At 61.4% G+C, this 18900-nt stretch carries 14 protein-coding genes and 1 tRNA gene; 8 read left to right on the top strand and 7 right to left on the bottom strand.

The genetic code is table 11. The annotated features are described in order from the left end of the window. Nucleotides 1–910: 910 nt before the first annotated feature. Nucleotides 911–987: transfer RNA gene (locus H7X47_RS16440), tRNA-Val, on the bottom strand. A gap of 107 nt (nucleotides 988–1094) precedes the next feature. Further along, on the bottom strand, nucleotides 1095–1991 hold the full coding sequence (locus tag H7X47_RS16445; RefSeq protein WP_193369809.1) for a S1 family peptidase: 897 nt from the start codon (nucleotides 1989–1991) through the stop codon (nucleotides 1095–1097). Between the two features lie 423 nt (nucleotides 1992–2414). On the opposite strand from H7X47_RS16445, the gene H7X47_RS16450 reads away from it, so the two are divergent. From H7X47_RS16450 to glmS, 3 genes are all read left to right on the top strand, one after another. Then, entirely contained in the window at nucleotides 2415–4397 is a 1983-nt protein-coding gene (locus H7X47_RS16450) for an XrtA/PEP-CTERM system exopolysaccharide export protein (protein WP_193369810.1), read from the top strand. A gap of 241 nt (nucleotides 4398–4638) precedes the next feature. Continuing rightward, entirely contained in the window at nucleotides 4639–5640 is a 1002-nt protein-coding gene (locus H7X47_RS16455; RefSeq protein WP_193369811.1) for a hypothetical protein, read from the top strand. 77 nt (nucleotides 5641–5717) lie between these two features. Continuing rightward, nucleotides 5718–7541: a glutamine--fructose-6-phosphate transaminase (isomerizing) gene (glmS, locus tag H7X47_RS16460; RefSeq protein WP_193369812.1), complete on the top strand. Its 1824-nt coding sequence runs from the start codon at nucleotides 5718–5720 to the stop codon at nucleotides 7539–7541. A 26-nt stretch (nucleotides 7542–7567) separates the two neighbouring features. On the opposite strand, the gene H7X47_RS16465 is transcribed toward glmS, so the two are convergent. Genes H7X47_RS16465 through cysD form a run of 4 tightly spaced genes read right to left on the bottom strand, consistent with a single transcriptional unit; the run spans nucleotide 7568 to nucleotide 11414 of the window. Continuing rightward, the gene (locus tag H7X47_RS16465) at nucleotides 7568–8323 is read right to left on the bottom strand and encodes a metallophosphoesterase family protein (protein ID WP_193369813.1); all 756 of its coding nucleotides are present in this window, start codon (nucleotides 8321–8323) and stop codon (nucleotides 7568–7570) included. A gap of 5 nt (nucleotides 8324–8328) precedes the next feature. Continuing rightward, a complete protein-coding gene (locus H7X47_RS16470) occupies nucleotides 8329–8562 on the bottom strand; it encodes a hypothetical protein (protein WP_193369814.1) in 234 nt (77 codons plus the stop codon). Nucleotides 8563–8622: 60 nt separating this feature from the next. Then, nucleotides 8623–10602, bottom strand: a complete 1980-nt coding sequence (gene cysC / locus H7X47_RS16475; RefSeq protein WP_193369815.1) for an adenylyl-sulfate kinase — start codon at nucleotides 10600–10602, stop codon at nucleotides 8623–8625. Nucleotides 10603–10619: 17 nt separating this feature from the next. Next, on the bottom strand, nucleotides 10620–11414 hold the full coding sequence (gene cysD, locus H7X47_RS16480; protein ID WP_193369816.1) for a sulfate adenylyltransferase subunit CysD: 795 nt from the start codon (nucleotides 11412–11414) through the stop codon (nucleotides 10620–10622). A 391-nt stretch (nucleotides 11415–11805) separates the two neighbouring features. Here cysD and pgmG point away from each other — a divergent pair, with 391 nt between their 5' ends. Further along, nucleotides 11806–13212 (top strand): phosphoglucomutase/phosphomannomutase PgmG, encoded by a 1407-nt coding sequence (gene pgmG / locus H7X47_RS16485; protein WP_193369817.1) that lies wholly within the window; start codon nucleotides 11806–11808, stop codon nucleotides 13210–13212. Between the two features lie 627 nt (nucleotides 13213–13839). Beyond that, entirely contained in the window at nucleotides 13840–13995 is a 156-nt protein-coding gene (locus H7X47_RS16490) for a hypothetical protein (RefSeq protein ID WP_193369818.1), read from the top strand. Nucleotides 13996–14019: 24 nt separating this feature from the next. Here the strand turns inward: H7X47_RS16490 and H7X47_RS16495 are convergent, their stop codons facing one another. Beyond that, the gene (locus H7X47_RS16495) at nucleotides 14020–15357 is read right to left on the bottom strand and encodes a LacI family DNA-binding transcriptional regulator (RefSeq protein WP_227010551.1); all 1338 of its coding nucleotides are present in this window, start codon (nucleotides 15355–15357) and stop codon (nucleotides 14020–14022) included. Between H7X47_RS16495 and H7X47_RS16500 the strand changes: the two genes are divergently transcribed. The 3 genes from H7X47_RS16500 (at nucleotide 15356) to H7X47_RS16510 (ending at nucleotide 18869) form a co-directional block, all read left to right on the top strand. Continuing rightward, complete coding sequence (locus H7X47_RS16500; RefSeq protein ID WP_322096503.1) at nucleotides 15356–16786, top strand: sugar ABC transporter ATP-binding protein; 1431 nt, start codon at nucleotides 15356–15358, stop codon at nucleotides 16784–16786. The genes H7X47_RS16495 and H7X47_RS16500 overlap by 2 nt on opposite strands. A 2-nt stretch (nucleotides 16787–16788) precedes the next feature. Next, nucleotides 16789–17811 carry an ABC transporter permease gene (locus tag H7X47_RS16505; protein ID WP_193370055.1) on the top strand — a complete coding sequence of 341 codons (1023 nt, stop codon included), beginning with the start codon at nucleotides 16789–16791 and terminating at the stop codon, nucleotides 17809–17811. Nucleotides 17812–17918: 107 nt separating this feature from the next. After that, nucleotides 17919–18869 carry a substrate-binding domain-containing protein gene (locus tag H7X47_RS16510; protein ID WP_322096504.1) on the top strand — a complete coding sequence of 317 codons (951 nt, stop codon included), beginning with the start codon at nucleotides 17919–17921 and terminating at the stop codon, nucleotides 18867–18869. The last annotated feature ends 31 nt before the right edge of the window (nucleotides 18870–18900 follow it).

Genomic DNA, 18900 nt, shown 5'->3' on the forward strand with positions numbered 1-18900 from the left:
CGGCGCAGGGCCTAGCGCAGGAGATCTTTCGGCGCCATGGCATCGTGCCGACCTACGTCGTCGACTACCCGGTCGCCACCAGTCCGGCGGCTGTAGCCGTGCTGAAGTCCTTTGCCGACCGCGGCGAATGCCGGATCGGCGCTCACTTGCACCCCTGGGTAAATCCGCCCTATCTGGAGACCGTCAACGCTGCCAATTCCTATCCAGGAAATCTATCACCCTCCCTCGAAAGAGCGAAGCTGGCGGAATTGACCGAAGCCATCGTGCGGGCGTTCGGAACTCGCCCCGTGGCATACAAGGCGGGCCGCTACGGCATCGGCTCTGCTACCCCCGGAATCCTTGAGGAACTCGGCTATACGACCGACATGAGCGTCGTCCCCTTTACGGACTTTGGCGACGACGGCGGGCCGGATTTCACGGAGAACGGGTTCCAGCCGGGTTGGTTCGGCGACGGCGGGAGGCTGCTTGAAATTCCCCTTTCGTGCGGTTTCTGCGGCTTTCTGCGGTCGGCAGGCCCCAGAATATTTCCCCGCGTCGGCGGCCGTGCAGGGTTGCGCCTTCGCGTGCCGGCGGTGCTGGCCCGCAGCGGCATACTGGAGCGTATCCGCCTGACCCCGGAGGGCGTCGATCTCGCTGCCAACATGCGCCTGGCCCGCAGCCTGTATGAACAAGGCTGCCGCGTCTTTTCATTTACTTATCATTCTCCCTCCCTGGCACCTGGGATGACGCCCTACGTATCCTCCGCCGCGGAGCTGGAAGCCTTCCTCGACTGCATGGATCGATTTTTCTCTTTCTTCAGGCGGGAGCTGGGCGGCCGTCCTTCAGACCCCGTCGAGGTCTACACCCTGTTGCGATCGCTGAAGGGGACAGCAGAGGAAACCGACAGCAGGCAGGCGGCGGTGGGAAAGGCTGGTAGGCGGGGGAAGGAATCGAACTTTCCGGCCTCTCCCGTGTAGAGGGAGCGCTCTGCCTCTGAGCTACCCGCCTGTAGAAGTGCCGAGATCAGTCTCAGACATCGCTAAAGCCGATGCAATGCGTTCTGCCGTCAGCCGCGCTTCGCGATCAGAGGCCTGTGGAACGAAGAGCCCGTTTAGCTATTTCCAGCAGCCAACTTGCACCATAAAAGGGCGGGTGTCCTGCCGGAGCCTTTCCTCCGGCTGAAGCGGTCGCCGCTGGCCGCTGTGGTAGCGGACGTCCTGCGCATCGAGAAATCTCCGCACTCTGTCGATGGGTAGAACGAAACCGATGTCGCGTACGACCTTTCCGGTGGCGTTGTACGTGGCCACGGTGTCAACCTTCGCGACAACCACGCCAATCACATTGCCGCCTGTATCCAGCAGCGGCCCGCCGCTGCCTCCCCTTCTGACATCCCCTCTCACGATCATGGCAGGACCGCGAGGTGTATGGGATTCGCGCCGCAGAACTTCCACGGCGGTGAGAACGGGTATCAGACTCACCATGCCCTGCTCGGGATATCCCGCAATAAATGCGGGCCCCACAACAGCTGGTCCGCCGTCCTGGGCAAGGACGGCAATACCGGTAGGCGCTGCTCCAGTGTGCAGCAAGGCAAGGTCGGCCCTGTCGTCGGAAACCATCGAAGTGACGAGGGCCTTCGCGCCGAACGAGGGCGCTACAGTCACCTCTATGCAGTCTTCGACAAGGTGACGGCTGGTGAGAACGCCACCATCGTCGTCGACGAAAAAACCGGATCCGCTGCTCGCCAGACGTTTGCCCTTCAGCTTGCTATTCCCAGGGTTCGCCAAGACCTTCTGGATGTAGTCACGCCGCTGATTGCGGGCGGTTACGGCCTCTTCCTCCGTAGCCACCCGACCTTTGCAGTCGTCGGCCAGCGTGTCCTGGACGATCCCGAGAACCTCATCCAGGCAGTGCACGATAACGTGACCGTTCTGCCCTCCGGCGGGCCGGGCAGCGAACAGGGCCAGCAAAATTGCTGCAGCGATCCCAAACTTAGGAACTGTCGCAGACTGCATTGTCATTCTTGGCCTGGGGAACATTATTCCCAAGTCCGGCGAGTTTCCAATTGCCAATCCGCGGCGGCAAGGAAGATGGCGGCTGCCGGTGCCGTTGAGCGAATTCTATCAGGTGTTCGGTGCCGCAGGGAAGCAACGGCATGTCAATTCCGCGTCTTCAGACACCCCACAGCCTTGCCGGTTCGGCTTGGTCGCGGAGAGTTGCTGAGGCGGGAAACAATGGATTTGGCTGATCGGACATTCTACAGTTTCGCAAGACCTTACCTGTCTACGTGAATTCGGCGGTTCATAAGTGATCCGGAAATGATCGTAGCGACGGCAGGGGCTGCAGTGATCTTACAAAGTTCGCCCGATCGCCTTTCAGGCAGACCGATTTGGGGGGGAGCATTGTCGGGACCCGCTCTTCAGCTCACGAGCCAGCCGATGCACGGCATCGTTGCGAAGCATTGGCGCGCATTTTCATTGCTGCTCGGGCTGCTCGCCCATCTGTTGATCTGGATGCTCGGCCCCCTTGCGCAGGCAGCTCCCGCTGAACCGCCAACCTATCTGATCGGTCCGGGTGACGCCTTGGAAATCACCGTCTGGCGGCAACCGGAACTGTCCACGGCGGTCACCGTGCGTCCGGACGGCCGCATCTCGATCCCCTTGGTCGAGGATCTCCCTGCCGCAGGCAAGACGCCTATGGAATTGGCCGATGCGATAGAGGCCAGACTGTCGCCATACCTGCAGGATCCCCTGGTCTTGGTGACGGTTGGCTCCGGACTTGGGGACCTCGGCCAGCAGATCCGGATCGTGGGGGACGCCGTGGAGCCTATGGCGATTGCCTACAGGAGCGGCATCACCCTGCTCGATGCCATCATCGCTGCGGGCGGCCTGTCCCGCCAGGCGGATGGCAACGCTGCCGTGATTCTGCGCCGCAGCGAAGATGGTCGCCGGGAGATACCCGTGCGTCTCGCCGATCTGGTGAGGGAAGGGGATTCGACAGCTAATACGCTTCTCAGCCCTGGCGATGTGATTGTCATTCCAAAAGGGTTCTTCACAGGCGAGTGGCACGTGACCTACGGCGCCAGTGCCAGTCAGACCTTCAGCGACAACATAGATCAGGGGCCCAGTGGTGATCGCGAAGCCGGCTTCGTCACTCGTGCCGGCCCGAACATCTCCATTAGGGGAGAGACCGCGCGCGTGACGGTGGGGTTGAACGGCAGTCTGGCCGGTGTCCAGCAGATTGGAGGCGATGATGAGGGGGTTTCTCTCGATCCCCGCATCAACGGCACCTCCAAGACCGAGGTGCTGCAGGACCTGATGTTCTTCGACCTCAGGGCCGCGATCAGCCGGCAGTTGCTCGATTCCCGGCAGTCCACTTCGACTTCGGGCGCCAGCATTGCAAATCGCGACCTCGTCGCAACTTTGACTGCGAGCCCTTACGTGGTGCACAGGCTGGGGGACGTTGCCAATGTGGAATGGCGCTACAGCTTCAGCCCGGTCCTGGTGGATGCCGGAAACCGATCGGACGTCTTCAGCCACGAGGGCAGCCTGACCGTCGACAGCGGGTCCGCGTTCAGATCCTTCTCATGGACCTGGACGAACCGGGGCGGCGAAGAGGTTCGCAGCCAAAACGGCGACATCACCACGGCCAGCACCGATTTCGGAGCCCGCTATACACTCTGGCAAGGCTTCTCCCTGCTAGGTGGAATTGGCTACGAGTATCGCGACGGTGACGGGAGTAATGATAACAACTTCGACGGCATGACTTGGCGCGTCGGATTTGACTGGTTCCCCCATCCGGATCTCGATCTCCAGGCTACCTATGGCCGACGGCAGGACGATGAGAGCATCGATGCATCTTTGTACTATCGCCTCGGCCCCAAGACCACATTGCGTGCCAGCTACGCCGAAGCTCTGCAGACATCGCAGCAGCGGGCGATAGCCAACCTGGGCCGTCTGGTCATCGATCCGATAACTGGCGAACTTGTCGATGAAGCGACGGGGCAGCCCTTTAGAGAGGACGAGTTATTTACTTTCGAGGACGCGACGACGCGGACTCGCACTTTCCGGTTGAACGCCGAGCACAGGAGCGGCCGCAACACCTTTCGTCTGAGCGGCCTGGCAGGCACTAGTGAAGGTGGCTCGGCTGGCGACGAGGAATTCTACCGGGTGAATTTAGCCTGGGGGCGCCCGCTGAGTTCGACCGTCGACCTCACTGCCAGCGGTGGCTATCAGCGCAGCGACTTTCAAGACGAAGACCGCACGGATGATACCTTCAATGCAAACTTGGGCCTGACCTACCAGCTATCTTCCAATGCGCGGGCATTCGCGTCATATGGCTTCCAGGTCCGCGACTCATCCGCTAGTGACGAGAGCTTCGTAGAGAATGCCGTGACCGTGGGCGTGACAATCTCATTCTAAGAATCTCCGCTTGAAGACGCGGTAAGCTCGCTTGGCGTGGGCGGCCACCCCACATCTCGGATACGACCAATAGTAGAAGTTCCGGCCTCAATTAATTGTCTGGTATATGCAACCATTTTGATCATGAAATCTAATCGCCAAATAATCAGAATCATTGCTTTGCGATGCAAGGAGCCTTAGCCTTGTTGGCAAGGCATTATCAGCCGTGGGGGTCCTTATTTTCATAAGGGAGGGGATCCAGATGCAGCTTACGGCGGATCAAGAACTGCGGAGAGAGCTTCTATTATTCACTCTCAATAAGCAGCCGGATTTGAGTTCTGCGATTGCTCTGGCGGCCCAGATGGAGCAGTTCGTTCTTACCGGCGCGCCGGATGATGGTGTAGTGGGTAGGCTATCAGCGTCGGCCATGGCGCGCGGCGCGGAGGCGGCCGCTGCACGGGCCGATGCTCAGCGCAACGGCGCGTCCGAGGAAACGCCACCTCGCGAAAGGATTGACAAGGCGGCTTCGTCGGCACGGACGAACGGCGGCACAGCCAACTGGCGGCCGCCAGCTGAGTCTCCGGCTGAGTCTCCGGCTGAGGCTCATGAGTTCGGCCGCGGCTTGAAGAAGCGGCGTTGGAGCGAGGGCGACGACGAGCGCCTGGAAAAGCTCTGGTACTCCGACCATTCCCTCGAAGAGATTGCCGAAGCGATGGGGCGGACTACGCCGAGCCTGTACAGCCGGGCGCGCGCACTGGGGATGAGCAAGCGCAGCCCTGTGGTCGAAAAGCACGAAGCCACTCGACCATCCCATATGGGGCGCACGCCAACTTCCTCCGGCGCGACCACGGCGTCCGCCAGCGAGGATGATATACCGGGAGAGCAACGGAAGGTCACCGCCCCGCCAGTATTAAAGGAAGATCCTCAGGCGATTGAGGAAAGGCGGCACCACGCGATAGCGAAGGCCCAGGGAGTGCATTCGCCCAAGAGTGGAGGCGTTGCTGGAAACGGCAAAGTTACGAAGGTGAGCAACCGCTCCGCAGCCACCCCTTTCCACGGTGGACTGTTGGACGCCGGGATCGAGGTGGTCATCCATTTCCTGCGCAGCCGGGACTACTCGGTGGTGCGCGTCGATAATGAGCACTTCAAGCTGGACGGCCGCCGGATCCTAAATGCCGAAGAGCTTCGCGAGAAGGCCAATCACGTACGCCAAACCCTTGGCAAGCCTCCATTCGCCCCGCACTCGTCCAGGCTGGCCGGATAGTTCACAGTTGTTCTCGGCCATATCCTGGCCGAGTTTGGTTCCCGGCTTTCTTGGTGACAAAATGGGGAGTGCCGGCGATGTGCGGCATCGTGGGGTTCATCGGTTCGCGTCCAGCAGTGCCCGTCCTTATGGAAGGGCTAAGAAGGCTCGAGTATCGCGGCTATGATTCCGCCGGCGTTGCGACACTCATCAATGGCGCGATCGATCGGCGCCGGGCGGTCGGCAAAGTGAGCAGCCTTCAGGAGCTGCTGGACCGACAGCCGTTGGAGGGGACAATCGGCATAGGGCATACGCGCTGGGCGACGCACGGCTCGCCCAGCGAGTTGAACGCCCATCCCCATGCCAATGAGCGCGTGGCGCTGGTCCACAACGGAATTATCGAGAATCATCAGCTTCTGCGAGCCGAACTGGAGGCGAAGGGACATGTTTTCACGTCCCAGACTGACAGTGAGGTCATTGCGCACCTAGTCTCTGATCTTCTGGACCGCCAGTTCAGTCCGCAGAATGCGGTGGCCGCTGCGCTCAAGCGGCTTGAGGGAGTCTTCGCGATCGTGCTGGTCTTCGCCGGCCGCCACGACCTGGTGATCGGAGCCAAGCGCGGCTCACCGCTCGCTGTGGGGGTCGGCGACGGCGAGATGTACCTGGGGTCTGATGCGCTGGCGCTGGCGCACCTCACGGATCGCATCATCTACCTGGAAGAAGGAGACTGGGTGGAAGTCAGCTGCCAGGGCTGCGTAGTTCATGACGTCAACGATCAACCGGTCGTGCGGCAGATGCAGCATACCGCGTTCTCCGGAGCTCTCATCGGCAAGGGCGACTACCGCCATTACATGCTGAAGGAAATCTGCGAGCAGCCGATGGCGATTGGTGAAACCCTGAGTTCGCTCGTCGACCCTGTCAACGCCCAGGTGGTGCTGCCGGAGTTGCCGTTCGACTTGGCGACTGTGAGCCGCTTTACCTTCTGTGCTTGTGGCACGGCATTTCTTGCCGCAGCGGTGGCGAAGTACTGGTTCGAGCAGCTTGCGCGTCAGCCGGTCGAAATCGACATCGCCTCGGAGTTCCGCTATCGCGAAGCACCGATGCCGAATGGCGGCGTCGGTGTATTCGTCTCTCAGTCAGGCGAGACGATCGATACCCTGTCAGCGCTGCGCTATGTCAGGACGCAGGGGCAACCAGTGTTGTCTATCGTAAATGTCCCGGAAAGTGCCATTGCGCGGGAGTCGGATTGTGTTCTGCCAACCTTGGCGGGACCGGAGATAGGGGTGGCTTCGACTAAGGCTTTCACGACCCAGCTTACCGTTCTGGCCTGTCTTGCCCTGGCGGTTGCCAGAACCAGGAAAACCACATCGCCGGAGGAACTGGAGAGGTTGACGCTGGCGCTGATCAGTCTGCCAAAGCTCATTGACGACACCTTGCTTATTGACGGAGCGGTGCGCAATGTCGCCGCGTCTCTCGCCGGCTCCCGCGACGCGCTCTACCTGGGCCGCGGCTCCTTGTACCCCATTGCCATGGAAGGCGCATTGAAGCTGAAGGAGCTCACCTATATCCATGCAGAGGGCTATGCGGCCGGAGAGATGAAGCATGGTCCCATCGCATTGATCGACGAGCAAATGCCGGTGATCGTCTGTGCGCCGGTGGGTCCCCTTTTTGAGAAGACTGCCGCGAACGTCCAGGAGGTGCTGGCACGCGGCGGGCGGATCATCCTGGTGTCGGATCGGGTAGGCATCGAGAAGATCGGCCGAGATGCCGAGGCCGTCATCGAAGTGCCGCCGGCGGACAACTTCATCGCGCCGATGGTCTACAGCATTCCGGTTCAGCTTCTGGCCTACCACACGGCTGTTTTCAAGGGTACGGACGTTGACCAGCCCCGGAACCTCGCCAAGTCGGTGACGGTGGAGTGAATCGGGGCAGCGGTTGGAGCACGGAGTCAGAGCGCAGAGGTGATGAAGCGCTGCGACGTTCCTTCCAGAACGAGGCAATTCAGGCGATCCGTTGCGTAGGCCATAGTGTCCACGCAAATTCGATTGCGTCGCACGACGACATCGCGGCCGGCTGCATGTCCGTGGACGATGACGTGCTCATGCCGGCATCTTGAGCGCAGAAACTCGCCACGAATCCAAAGCATGTCTTGCGGGTCCTGGTTTGCAAGGCGTCGCCCCGGCCTGATTCCTGCATGAACAAAAAGGTAGTCGCCGGCCGCCTGGAAGAGGTTCAGCGCGCGCAGGAAGGAAAGATGGCGTTGGGGAATGGCGGCGTTCATTCTCTCCCGAATGGCTTCGGTGGGGAGGGGGTGACCGCCGTTCTTGCGCAGGCACACGCCGTAGCTCTTGGCGGTGGCGCCTGCACCGAGCGCCAGCCATCTTTCCCCGCCCTTCTGGCCATCGAGGAATCTTAGCAGCGTGTCTTCATGATTGCCCTTGAGGAATGTGCATTCCGCGCGCTTCACGGGGTGATCTAGTAGGCGGTCGAGTACCGCCTTGCTGTCGGGACCACGGTCAATGTAGTCACCGAGATAGATCACCCTGGCGCGGCGGTTCGCTTCTCCCGCTTGGAGATCGGCTTCAATCGACTCGTGCAGTTGTCCCAGCAGGTCGTCACGACCATGGATGTCTCCCACCGCGTAGATGACTTCGCCGTCTGGCACCTTTGCCTTGCTGTTGAGAAGTCGTGAGAGGAGCTGCATCGCGCTCAGCCTGGGCTATCGTCGCGGTAGCCCGCCATGACCCATTCGATCGCGGAGACCAGTGTGAGGGGCAGGAGGAAGGCTGTAAGCAGAATGGCTGCCATGATCCACCACCAGAGGGGGTTGTACGGTGTTCCGTAGAACACCAGGACGGCAGCCATCAGGACGGCGCAGGCCGCGCCGGAAAAGCCGCAAAGAAGTATGCTCAGGCGCAGGCGCCCCTTTCTCGCCATCGGCATGGATCATTTACTCCAAAGCAAGTGGCCGTCATGTCGGGCCGGCAGGGTTTTGCTGCTGCATCAGGCGCAAGGCGGCGGGCCGCTACGCATGGGCGGCTTCCGATCGTTCCGTTTAAAGGTGGAGACGTTCTCCACGTAGCGGACGATCCGCTCCACCGACTCGGGCACCGTCTCGGTGGAGGTATCGACCTCCAGGTCGGCGGCCTCCGGCGCCTCGTAGGGCGCCGAGACGCCGGTGAACTGCGGAATCTCACCCGCGCGGGCTTTCTTGTAGAGGCCCTTGGGGTCGCGCTGTTCGCAGGTCTCCACATCCGCCTTGATATAGATCTCGTGGAAGCGGCCCGGCGCCGAGGCGCGGGCGCGGTCCCGGTCGACCCGGTAGGGCGAGATGAAGGCGGTGATGCAGATGATGCCTGAGTCGGCAAAGAGCGCCGCCGCCTCGCCGACGCGGCGGATGTTCTCCGTGCGGTCTTCCGGCGAGAAACCGAGGTTGGCGTTGAGGCCGCGCCGCACGTTGTCGCCGTCCAGCACGTAGACCTGGTAGCCCTTGGCGAAGAGGCGCTGCTCCACCTCCATGGCGAGCGTCGACTTGCCGGCGCCGGACAGCCCGGTGAACCACAGCACCCCGCCATGGTGGCCGTTGCGGGCAGCTCGGTTGTCGGCGGTCAGGCGGTGCTCCACCGAAATGACGTTGGTCGACTTCACCTCGACCGCCTGACGCTGGTCGGGCAGTCCCTCCATGGAGATGACGCCGCCGCCGACGGTGTCGTAGTCCTCGATCAGCACGAAGCGGCCGGTCTTGGGCAGGTCGCCGTAGTCGTCGAGGCCCAGGACCTGGCGGCTGCGCAGGGTGACCTCGGCCACCGCGTTGCGCTCCACCGAGTCACCGGCGGAGGTCTCCAGGGTCTGGGTGTCGACGATGCGCTCGATCGACTCCACCGTGACCTCCGCCTCCTGGGTAAGGAGCTTCAGCTTGTAGCGGCTGCCCACGGTCAGCGATTTGTGGCCGAGCCAGAAGAGTCGCGCATGGAACAGGGTGGTCAGCTTCGGCGGGTTCTCGACGTGGCTGGCGATCTCGCCGCGCTCGACGAAGAGCTGTTCGTCCAACGTGATGCCCACCGACTCGCCGGCGGCCGCGCTTTCCGGCTTGCCGTCCTCCGGCCAGGCCTCGATGGCGCGCACCCGCGCGGTCTTGTTGGAGGGCGAGAACAGCACCGTGTCGCCGACCGAGATGCTGCCGCTCTCGATGCGCCCGGCCAGGATGCGGCGGGCATCGAATTTATAGACGTCCTGGATCGGCAGGCGCAGCGGCTGGGCGCCGACGCCCGGGTGGCCGTGGAAGCCGTCCAGGGCGGAGAGCACCGTCGGCCCGTCGTACCAGGGCGTGCGCCAGGAGCGCTTGGCGATGTTGTCGCCGTCGCGCGCCGAGATGGGCACGATGACCATGGGCGTGGCGCCGATGGACTCCAGGTACTCGGTGATCTCCTTGGAGACCTGCTCGAAGCGCGCCTGGTCGAAATCGACCAGGTCCATCTTGTTGACCACCACCGCGACCTGGCGGATGCCCAGAAGATGCAGCAGGTAGGCATGGCGGCGCGACTGCTCGCGCACGCCTTCTTCCGCGTCGACCACGACAACGGCCGCATCGGCGCTGGCCGCGCCGCTGACCATGTTCTTCAGGAACTCGCGGTGGCCGGGCGCATCGATGATGACGTAGTCGCGCAGCGCCGTCTTGAACCAGATCTGCGTGGTGTCGATGGTCACCGCCTGGTCGCGCTCGGCCTGGAAGGCGTCGAGCACGAAGGACCATTCGATCGCCATGCCGCGGCGCGCGGAGACGGCTTCCAGCTCCTCCACCTTGCCGGGCGGCAGGGAGTCGGTGTCGTACAGCAGCCGGCCGATCAGGGTCGACTTGCCGTGGTCGACGTGACCGACAATCACGATACGGTGCAGCGCCCGGGCGCCGTCGGTTTCTGCCTCTGCCAAAGCCTGGCCCTTCAACTGGTCCGGCGTCAGGGTGGTGGTTCCGTCGTCTTTCATCTTCTCACCCCCCTCCCTTACATGTAACCCGTGGCGCGCAGCCGCTCGAAGGCGTCCTCGCGCTCGTGGTCCATGGCGCGGCCGGCACGCTCCGAGGTATTGGTGGTCTGCAGCTCCTTGATGATGTCGGCGATGGAGGCGGCGTCGGAGTCCACCGGGTTGGTGATGTCCTCGTCGCCCAGCGAGCGGTAGCGCTTGCCGTCCTTCGACAGATAGAGCGGCACGATGGGAATGCCCTCGCGCTGCGTATAGAGCCAGATGTCCAGCTCCGTCCAGTGCAGCAGCGGATGGATGCGGATATGGGTGCCCGGCGGGAAATCGGTCTTGTACTGATCCCAGAACTCCGGCGGCTGGTCGCGGAAATCCCAGGCCCCGGTCTCGCCGCGGGGGCTGAAGACGCGCTCCTTGGCGCGGGTCGCCTGCTCGTCGCGGCGGATGCCGGCGATCACGCCCTTCAGCTCATGCTTGGCGATGGCCTGGCGCAGCCCCTCGGTCTTGCGCGCGGCCGAACGGGCCGCCGGCGGCAGCGAGGGGTCGATCTCCTCGATCGGCGGGCAGACCTCGCGCAGGAAGTCCAGTTTCCACTCCTCGGCGTAGCGGTCGCGGAACTCGTACATCTCCTTGAACTTCTTGCCGGTATCCACGTGCATTACCGGAAAGGGCACATGGCCGAGGAAGGCCTTGCGCGCCAGCCAGATCATCACGTTGGAATCCTTGCCCAGGGACCAGAGCATGGCCAAGGGCTCAATCCGGGCATAGGCCTCGCGGAGGATGTAGACGGATTGCGCTTCCAGAGCGTCCAGATGGTCCATAAAGGAACAGGTCCTTGGCCTTGGGGAGATGCTGAGGGACCCACTGTCTCCATAATTGAAGGGAGGTGGGCGGCAAGCGTCAACAATGTCACTGCTTCGGAAGTATTCTTTTCCTGGCTACGGGCCGCGTAGGAAAGCGCAGGAGGGGGCTGCGAAGCGCGCAGCCGGCAGGAAACTTCTGTCGTTCGTCGCGGTCATTGCCCGCCGGGCTATTGCTAGACTAGTCGACAGGACTGCTATGGCGCGACAATCATCCGACAGCTCTTGAGAATAGGCGATCTTGCCAATTCCGGATCAGGTCGTTCCGTTGGTTGGAAAACAATGGTTGGTTACCCGAGCCCTGGGGAACCATTCCAGAATTATGATAAATGGCGAGAGGAGGTGGCAATTGATGGAAATCTTCAGCTCGTCAACAGAGGATGCTCCGTACAACTTCCACAGCTCCCTCCTTCGCGAATACGACCTTAGGGGCGTAGTCGGAGAAACGCTTTCTGCTGCCGACGCGTGGGCCCTGGGTCGTGCGTTCGGGAGCCTCGCCCGCCGCCGGGGTGCCGGTGCTATCGCGGTCGGCTATGACGGCCGTCATTCCTCACCCATGCTGGCAAAGACCTTGACCGCCGGACTTGCCGCCAGCGGCATCGACGTCATAGACATCGGTCGCGTTCCTACACCGATGTTGTACCTGGCATCCCATATACTGGACGTCGATGGCGGCGTCATGGTGACAGGGTCCCATAATCCACCCTCCTACAACGGCTTCAAGCTGGCATTGAACGGGGCGCCGTTTTTCGGAACGGATATCCAGGAGCTCGGCAGAATTGCGGCGACGGCGGAATTCGAGAACGGCCGAGGGGGGAGCGAGAGCATCTCAGTGTTTGACGCCTATGTCGCCCGCGTTCTCGAGGACGTAACCGGCAGTCGCCCGTTAAAGGTGGCCTGGGACGCCGGCAACGGCGCCATGGGAGAGGCAATGTCGGCGGTGGCTTCGCGCTTGCCTGGCCGGCATATTCTGTTGAACGAGCGCATCGACGGCAATTTCCCCAATCACCATCCCGATCCCACGGTGCCCGAGAACCTGAAGCAGCTGCAGGAAACCGTCCTGGCCGAGGGCTGCGACCTCGGTATTGCCTTCGACGGAGACGGGGATCGGCTCGGCCTCCTCGACTCAAAGGCACGGATTCTCTGGGGCGACCAGATTCTGCTACTGTTGGCGCGGGACGTGCTGAAGCGCCGCCCCGGCGCGCCGGTTATCGGCGATGTCAAGTGCAGCCAGGTCCTCTTCGACGGTATCGCGGCGGCCGGCGGCCAAGCCGTCATGTGGAAGACCGGGCATTCTCTCATCAAGGCTCGTATGAAAGAGCTTGGCGCCCCTCTTGCCGGCGAAATGAGCGGGCACCTGTTTTTGGCCGACGGCTACTACGGCTACGACGACGCGCTCTATGCGGCCCTGCGGGTTATTTCGATCCTGCAGTCTTCCGACCAGAGCCTGGCCGAGTTCCGCGACTCGCTGCCGGCTGTGGTGAACACACCCGAGTTGCGCATCCCCTGTGCGGACGAGCGAAAGTTCGAGGTCGTCGAGGTGGTCCGTGCAAGGCTCGCCGCCCGGGGAGCCGAGGTGGATGACACCGACGGCGTGCGCGTGCGCGAGTTGAGCGGATGGTGGCTGTTACGGGCGTCCAATACCCAGGACGTTCTGGTCTTACGTTGTGAGACCGCGGATGAGGCGCATCTTCGGTCAATGGTTGACCGGGTTCGTTCCGAACTCGCGGAATGCCATCTGGAATTGCCTGCGTGGTAGGCAGCGCGACCTTGACGCGCCCCGCGTGCAGCACTTGGGGTGCAGCGATACACTACAGGATTCGATGCAGCGCTTCCCCAAATTGACGGGGGACCGGTTTCTATACCATTGCGCGGCAACCTTCGATGCTTTGGCGTCCCGAGGTTTACCGACAGGCGCCCGCCCTGCTTCTTGTACTTTAATCCCTATATGGATCCTCCCCGAATAGCAGCTATTCCCCCACTGAGTTCTTGGGTGTTTGAATTCTAGATTGTTGGATTGGTGAACGGATGTTCACGCAGCTGCTGCGCGGACCTGCATGGAGGCGCCTACTGCCTCTGGGGTTCAATCCAGAAATTCGTCGCGGCCGATGGGCATCGGGTCGAGCTGGGGCTTCGCCGCTTGCTACAGTGTCGGCGGGACTATAAGCCCAGGGCCGGCCCTCAACTACCGCCTGCGCGGCCGCGGCAGTCTTGCCTGCCACATCACTGTGTCAGGAACGGGGTGGACAATGTGCGCCTCTTCGAACGCGCTGACGTTGGCGAGCCTGAACCGCACGAACCGGGTTGTGGATGGCCCAAGGCGCGGCGGCAGATCAATGGTGTCTGGCTTGCGCCTTGGTCCTTACACCAAGGTTCGCGACAGGCGATGCCGCGTCGCTCCCGTCTGAAGCGCAAGGGCAACTTCCGGTACTTCCCCGCCAAGGCGCCGCAAGACGTCCGCGAGATCATCGGTAAGTCCGAGATCAGGACGCTGCCCAGGATCCTCGCGAACCAGAAGCTGCACATTGCCGGCCCCTCATGATGGGGGCTGCGCAATGTGGGCAAATCACACGATGCTTCTTTGTTTCGACAAGGTTGCACAGCTCTCACGTACAATGAGGTCGCCATGAAGGAGATGCGGCTGGGCGGTGAGAGACCGGTTCGCCAACTTGTCGAGCAGGATGTTCATGGCCAGTTCGCCGATATGGTGCCGTGGCTGGCGGATCGTGGTGAGGGCTGGTGTGAAATTGTTCGCAAAGGGAATGTCGTCAAAGCCAAGCACCGAGAAATCCTCCGGCACTTTATATCCACGTCGCTGCAAAGCGGAAATCACGCCAATCGCCGTATTGTCATTGAAGCAGAAGAAGGCCGTCGGCAGGTCATCTTTGATAAACAGCCGTTCGACGGCCGCCCGGCCGCTTTCGCTGGAACCATCTCCTTCGACGCGCCAGTCTCGCAGCTGCTCCGGTGATTCCCGCAAACCTTCTTGGTAGCCCAAATGACGGAGATCGCTGCGGACGTCCGTAAGGCCTCCAGAAATATAGGTGATCCGCCGATGGCCGAGTGAAATCAGGTATTCCGTGGCCACCTTGGAAGCAGCGGTATCATCGACGCCCACGTAGCTGATGTCCGGATTATCGACCGGCCTTTCGGTGGCCACGATCGGGGGAAGGGTGCCCAAGGGGGTCCGTGGCTCACCCGCCACGGGGATATGTCCGGTCAGAAGAACAAGCCCGTCAGCCATTCCGGTGGACAGGAACCGCAGATAATTCTGCTCGAGTGAGATGGTGCCTTCAGTGTTGCCGATAAGGACACCATAGCCCCGGTCGTTGGCCGTTTTTTCCAGGCCGGTCAGAATGCCCGAGAAATTCGGATCGGCGATTGAGGATGCCAGAACCAAGACCATTTTTGAGCGTTGCATGCGCAGGTTCTGCGCCATGGCATTGGCCGTGTAGCCGGTTCTGGCAATGGCCGCGGCAACCTTCTTCCGCGTGCTTTCGGCCACCTTTTCCGGTGATCGGAGTGCCCGGCTCACGGTAGCGATCGAAACGCCGGCAAGTTTGGCGACATCCTCGATTGTGGCCGGCCGTGCTGCCGCTTCGCTCATCTTTGTTGTCTCCGGCATTTCAGGACTGTGGCGGCCGGAAAGATCATCGATTCCAATGGCATCCGCACTGTATAGTGCCTCGGGACGGGCATGAAAAGGTTTACATTCATCAATGTAAAGGTTTACATCATGAATGAAAACGTTTACATATTGGCCCAACGCCGGACAAGAGAACAATCGGCGCTTGGGAGGTGCAGCAAGGATGTCAGCTGAAACGTCCGCTTCGGCGGCGATCATTGAAGCTGTAAACATCAGTAAGTCATTCGGCCCCGTGCCAGTCCTTTTCAGCGTGAGCATGGATGTACGTCCAGGCGAGGTCCATGCGCTCATCGGCGAAAACGGTGCCGGCAAATCGACACTGATGAAGATCCTGTCCGGCTTTCACGAGCCGACCTCCGGTCAGATCAGGCTGGACGGTGAGGCAACCGATCTCCCTCCCAATGGAGCCGCCGAACAATACGGCGTCGTGCTCATCCACCAGGAGCTGAACCTGGCGGAGCAGATGACCGTTGAAGAAAACGTTTTTCTGGGGCGGGAGGTGACGGCGCGGGGCTTTCTGGACCGCGCGTCCATGCGGGCCACCGTTCAAGGATATCTGGATGAAATCGGTCTTGATATTTCGCCGAGCGACCGAATTTCCGATCTGACCATCGCGCAAAAGCAGATGGTGGAAATCGTCAAGGCGGTGAGCCGCAACGCGCGCCTTCTGATCTTGGATGAGCCGACAGCCGTTCTGACCGAGGCGGAGACGGAGGTCTTTTTCCGTCAGGTCGAGAAACTGAAGGCGAACGGCGTCGCGATCGTTTTTGTCTCGCACAAGCTCGCCGAGGTGAAGGCAATCGCCGACCGCGTCACTATTCTGCGCGACGGACAGTGGATCGACACGCGCCCCACGGAGGACCTGACGCCGGACACGATGGCGCAGATGATGGTGGGCCGGGAACTGTCCGATCTCTATCCCCCGCTCCATGAAGCCGATGTCGATGCCGAACCGGTACTGGAGGTCGATAACCTCTATGCCCCGGGTGTCGACAACGTCAGCTTTCTCCTGCGCAAGGGGGAGATCCTCGGATTTTCAGGCCTGATCGGCTCCGGTCGCACGGCCGTTTTCGAGGCGATCTGCGGACTCGCACCGATTGAAAGCGGAGAGATCAGGCTCTTTGGAAAACGCGTCGGTCTCATGACCGTTGCGGAGGCCCGGGACCTCGGACTCGCGTATCTGACCAAGGACCGCAAGGAAAAGGGACTGCTGCTGGACAAACAGATGCGGCCCAATCTGACTCTCTTCGCCCTGCCGAAGTTCGTGCGGAATTTCGCCATCGACCGCAAGGCCGAAGAACGTGCGCTCGAACGCGCCGTGCGTCGCTTCGATGTGCGGGCACGCGACACCGCGATTACCGTCGATAAACTGTCAGGCGGGAATCAGCAGAAGCTGCTGCTGGCTAAGATCATGGAGTGCGACCCGAAGATCGTCGTCATCGATGAACCGACCCGCGGCATCGACGTCGGCACCAAGCAGCAGATCTACCACTTCATTGCAGCGCTTGCGGCCGAAGGCGTGTCCGTCGTCGTCATCTCGTCCGAGATGCCGGAGATTATCGGGATATGCCATCGCGTGGTGGTCATGCGTGAAGGTCATATCACCGGGATTCTGTCCGGCGACCACATCAACGAGAACGAAATCATGCGTTACGCCGCCGGGCTGAAACGGGAGGAACTCCATTGACCATGATATCCGCTCCCGAACGACACGCGCGCAAGCCGTCAAGACGCTATGCGCTTGATCTGAAGACGCTCGGCCCGGCATTGGCGCTGCTGCTGCTCTGCGTGATCGGCTTCCTTCTGAACCCGGCTTTTGTGAGCGAGGGCAATCTGACCAACCTGCTGACACGATCGGCCTTTATCGGGATCATCGCGGTGGGCGCGACCTTCGTCATAACAGCGGGGGGAATCGACCTGTCGGTAGGGTCCATGGCCGCCGCGATCTCCGGTGTGATGATCATCGTGATGAACAATGTGGTCGAAACCATCGGAACCGGCGTTGCGACGGTGTTGCTCGGCTGCGGGCTGGCGATCGTGCTGGGGATCGGCGCCGGGTGGATCAACGGAGCCCTGACGACGAAGGGGAAGATCGAAGCCTTCATCGTCACGCTCGGCACGATGGGGATATACCGGTCCCTGGTTACCTACTTCGCCGACGGCGGTACCCTGGCGCTGAACTTCGACATTCGCGGCACCTACCGCCCTGTCTACTATGACAGTTTCCTGGGGTTGCCGTTCCCGGTTTGGGTTTTCATCGGTGTTGCGATCTGCGGCTGGCTGCTGCTGAGCAGAACCGCGTTCGGCCGCTATTGCACGGCGATCGGATCGAATGAGTCGGTTGCCCGCTATTCGGCGATCAATGTCGATGCGGTCAAGACGCTGACTTATGTCATCCAGGGGCTTTGCGTCTCCTTCGCGACAATCATCTATGTGCCACGCCTGGGCTCGGCCTCGGCGTCGACGGGTGTGCTGTGGGAGCTGGAAGCGATTGCGGCCGTCATTATCGGCGGCACCGTCCTGAAAGGTGGCTACGGCCGGATCGGCGGCACCATCTTGGGGGCGCTGATCCTGACGACTATCGGCAACATCCTGAATTTCACCGACATGATCTCGAACTACCTGAATGGAACCATGCAGGGTCTGATCATTATCGTCGCGGTTCTGCTGCAGCGTAGCGACTGGAGGCTCGGCAAGAGCAGAAAGACCTAGGCAAGCAATACAGAAATAGGGACCCGTCCCCCAATTCCAAAAAACCGGCTCGCACCGGACGGGAGAGGTGCGCCCAAATGGCAGCATCAGAGGAGGAAGCAATGCTTATGAGGAAAGTCGTCGGGCTCGCCGCAATTGCCAGTGTCCTGGCATTTGCCGCCCCCGCAACGGCCCAGGAAAAGATCAAGATCGGCGTCAGCTACCCAACCCCAACCCATGCCTGGGCGGCCGGCATGAATTGGCATGCCGAGGTTGCTGAGAAGCGCCTTGAGGCCCTCTACCCGGACGTTGATCTTATCTTGGTCAACTCTCCGGACCCAAGTGCGCAGGCCAGCGCACTGGAGGACCTTGTCGCCGTCCATCAGATCGACGCTTTGGTCGTGTTGCCCTTCGAGTCCGAACCGCTCACGGATCCGGTGTTGAACGTCAAGAAGTCCGGGGCCTGGATTACCGTGGTCGACCGGGGGCTCAGCCAGCCCGGCATCGAGGACCTCTATGTGGCCGGCAATAACCCCGAACTCGGCCGCGTCTCCGCCAAGTACATGAAAGGCCGGCTCAAAGACGGCGACAACATCGTCATTCTTCGCGGCATACCGACCGTGATCGACAACGAGCGTTTCGATGCATTCATGGAGGAGATTAAAGGCTCCGGAATCAACGTTCTGGATCATAAGCATGCCAACTGGAACCGCGATGACGGATTTCAGGTGATGCAGGACTTCCTGTCCCGCTTCCCGGATATAGATGCGGTTTGGGCACAAGACGATGACATTGCGATCGGTGTCGTCGCGGCGCTCAAACAAGCCGGCCGCGACGGAAACGGCATGTTTGTCGTCGGCGGCGCCGGCATGAAGCAGATCATCAAGGGCATTATGGATGGTGACGACCTCATCCCCATCGATGTGCTCTATCCGCCATCGATGATTGCGACCGCGATGGATGCGACTGTTGCCCATTTCAAGTCCAACGGCCCTATTGCCGGCCGCTACATCCTGGGCGCGACGCTGATTACTCCGGAGAACGCGGAGTCCTATTATTTCGCGGAATCTCCCTTCTAAGAGAGGGCGCGGGGGTGGAGCCCGCGATACG

It is taken from the genome of Pelagibius marinus, from assembly GCF_014925385.1.
Classification (GTDB): domain Bacteria; phylum Pseudomonadota; class Alphaproteobacteria; order Kiloniellales; family Kiloniellaceae; genus Pelagibius; species Pelagibius marinus.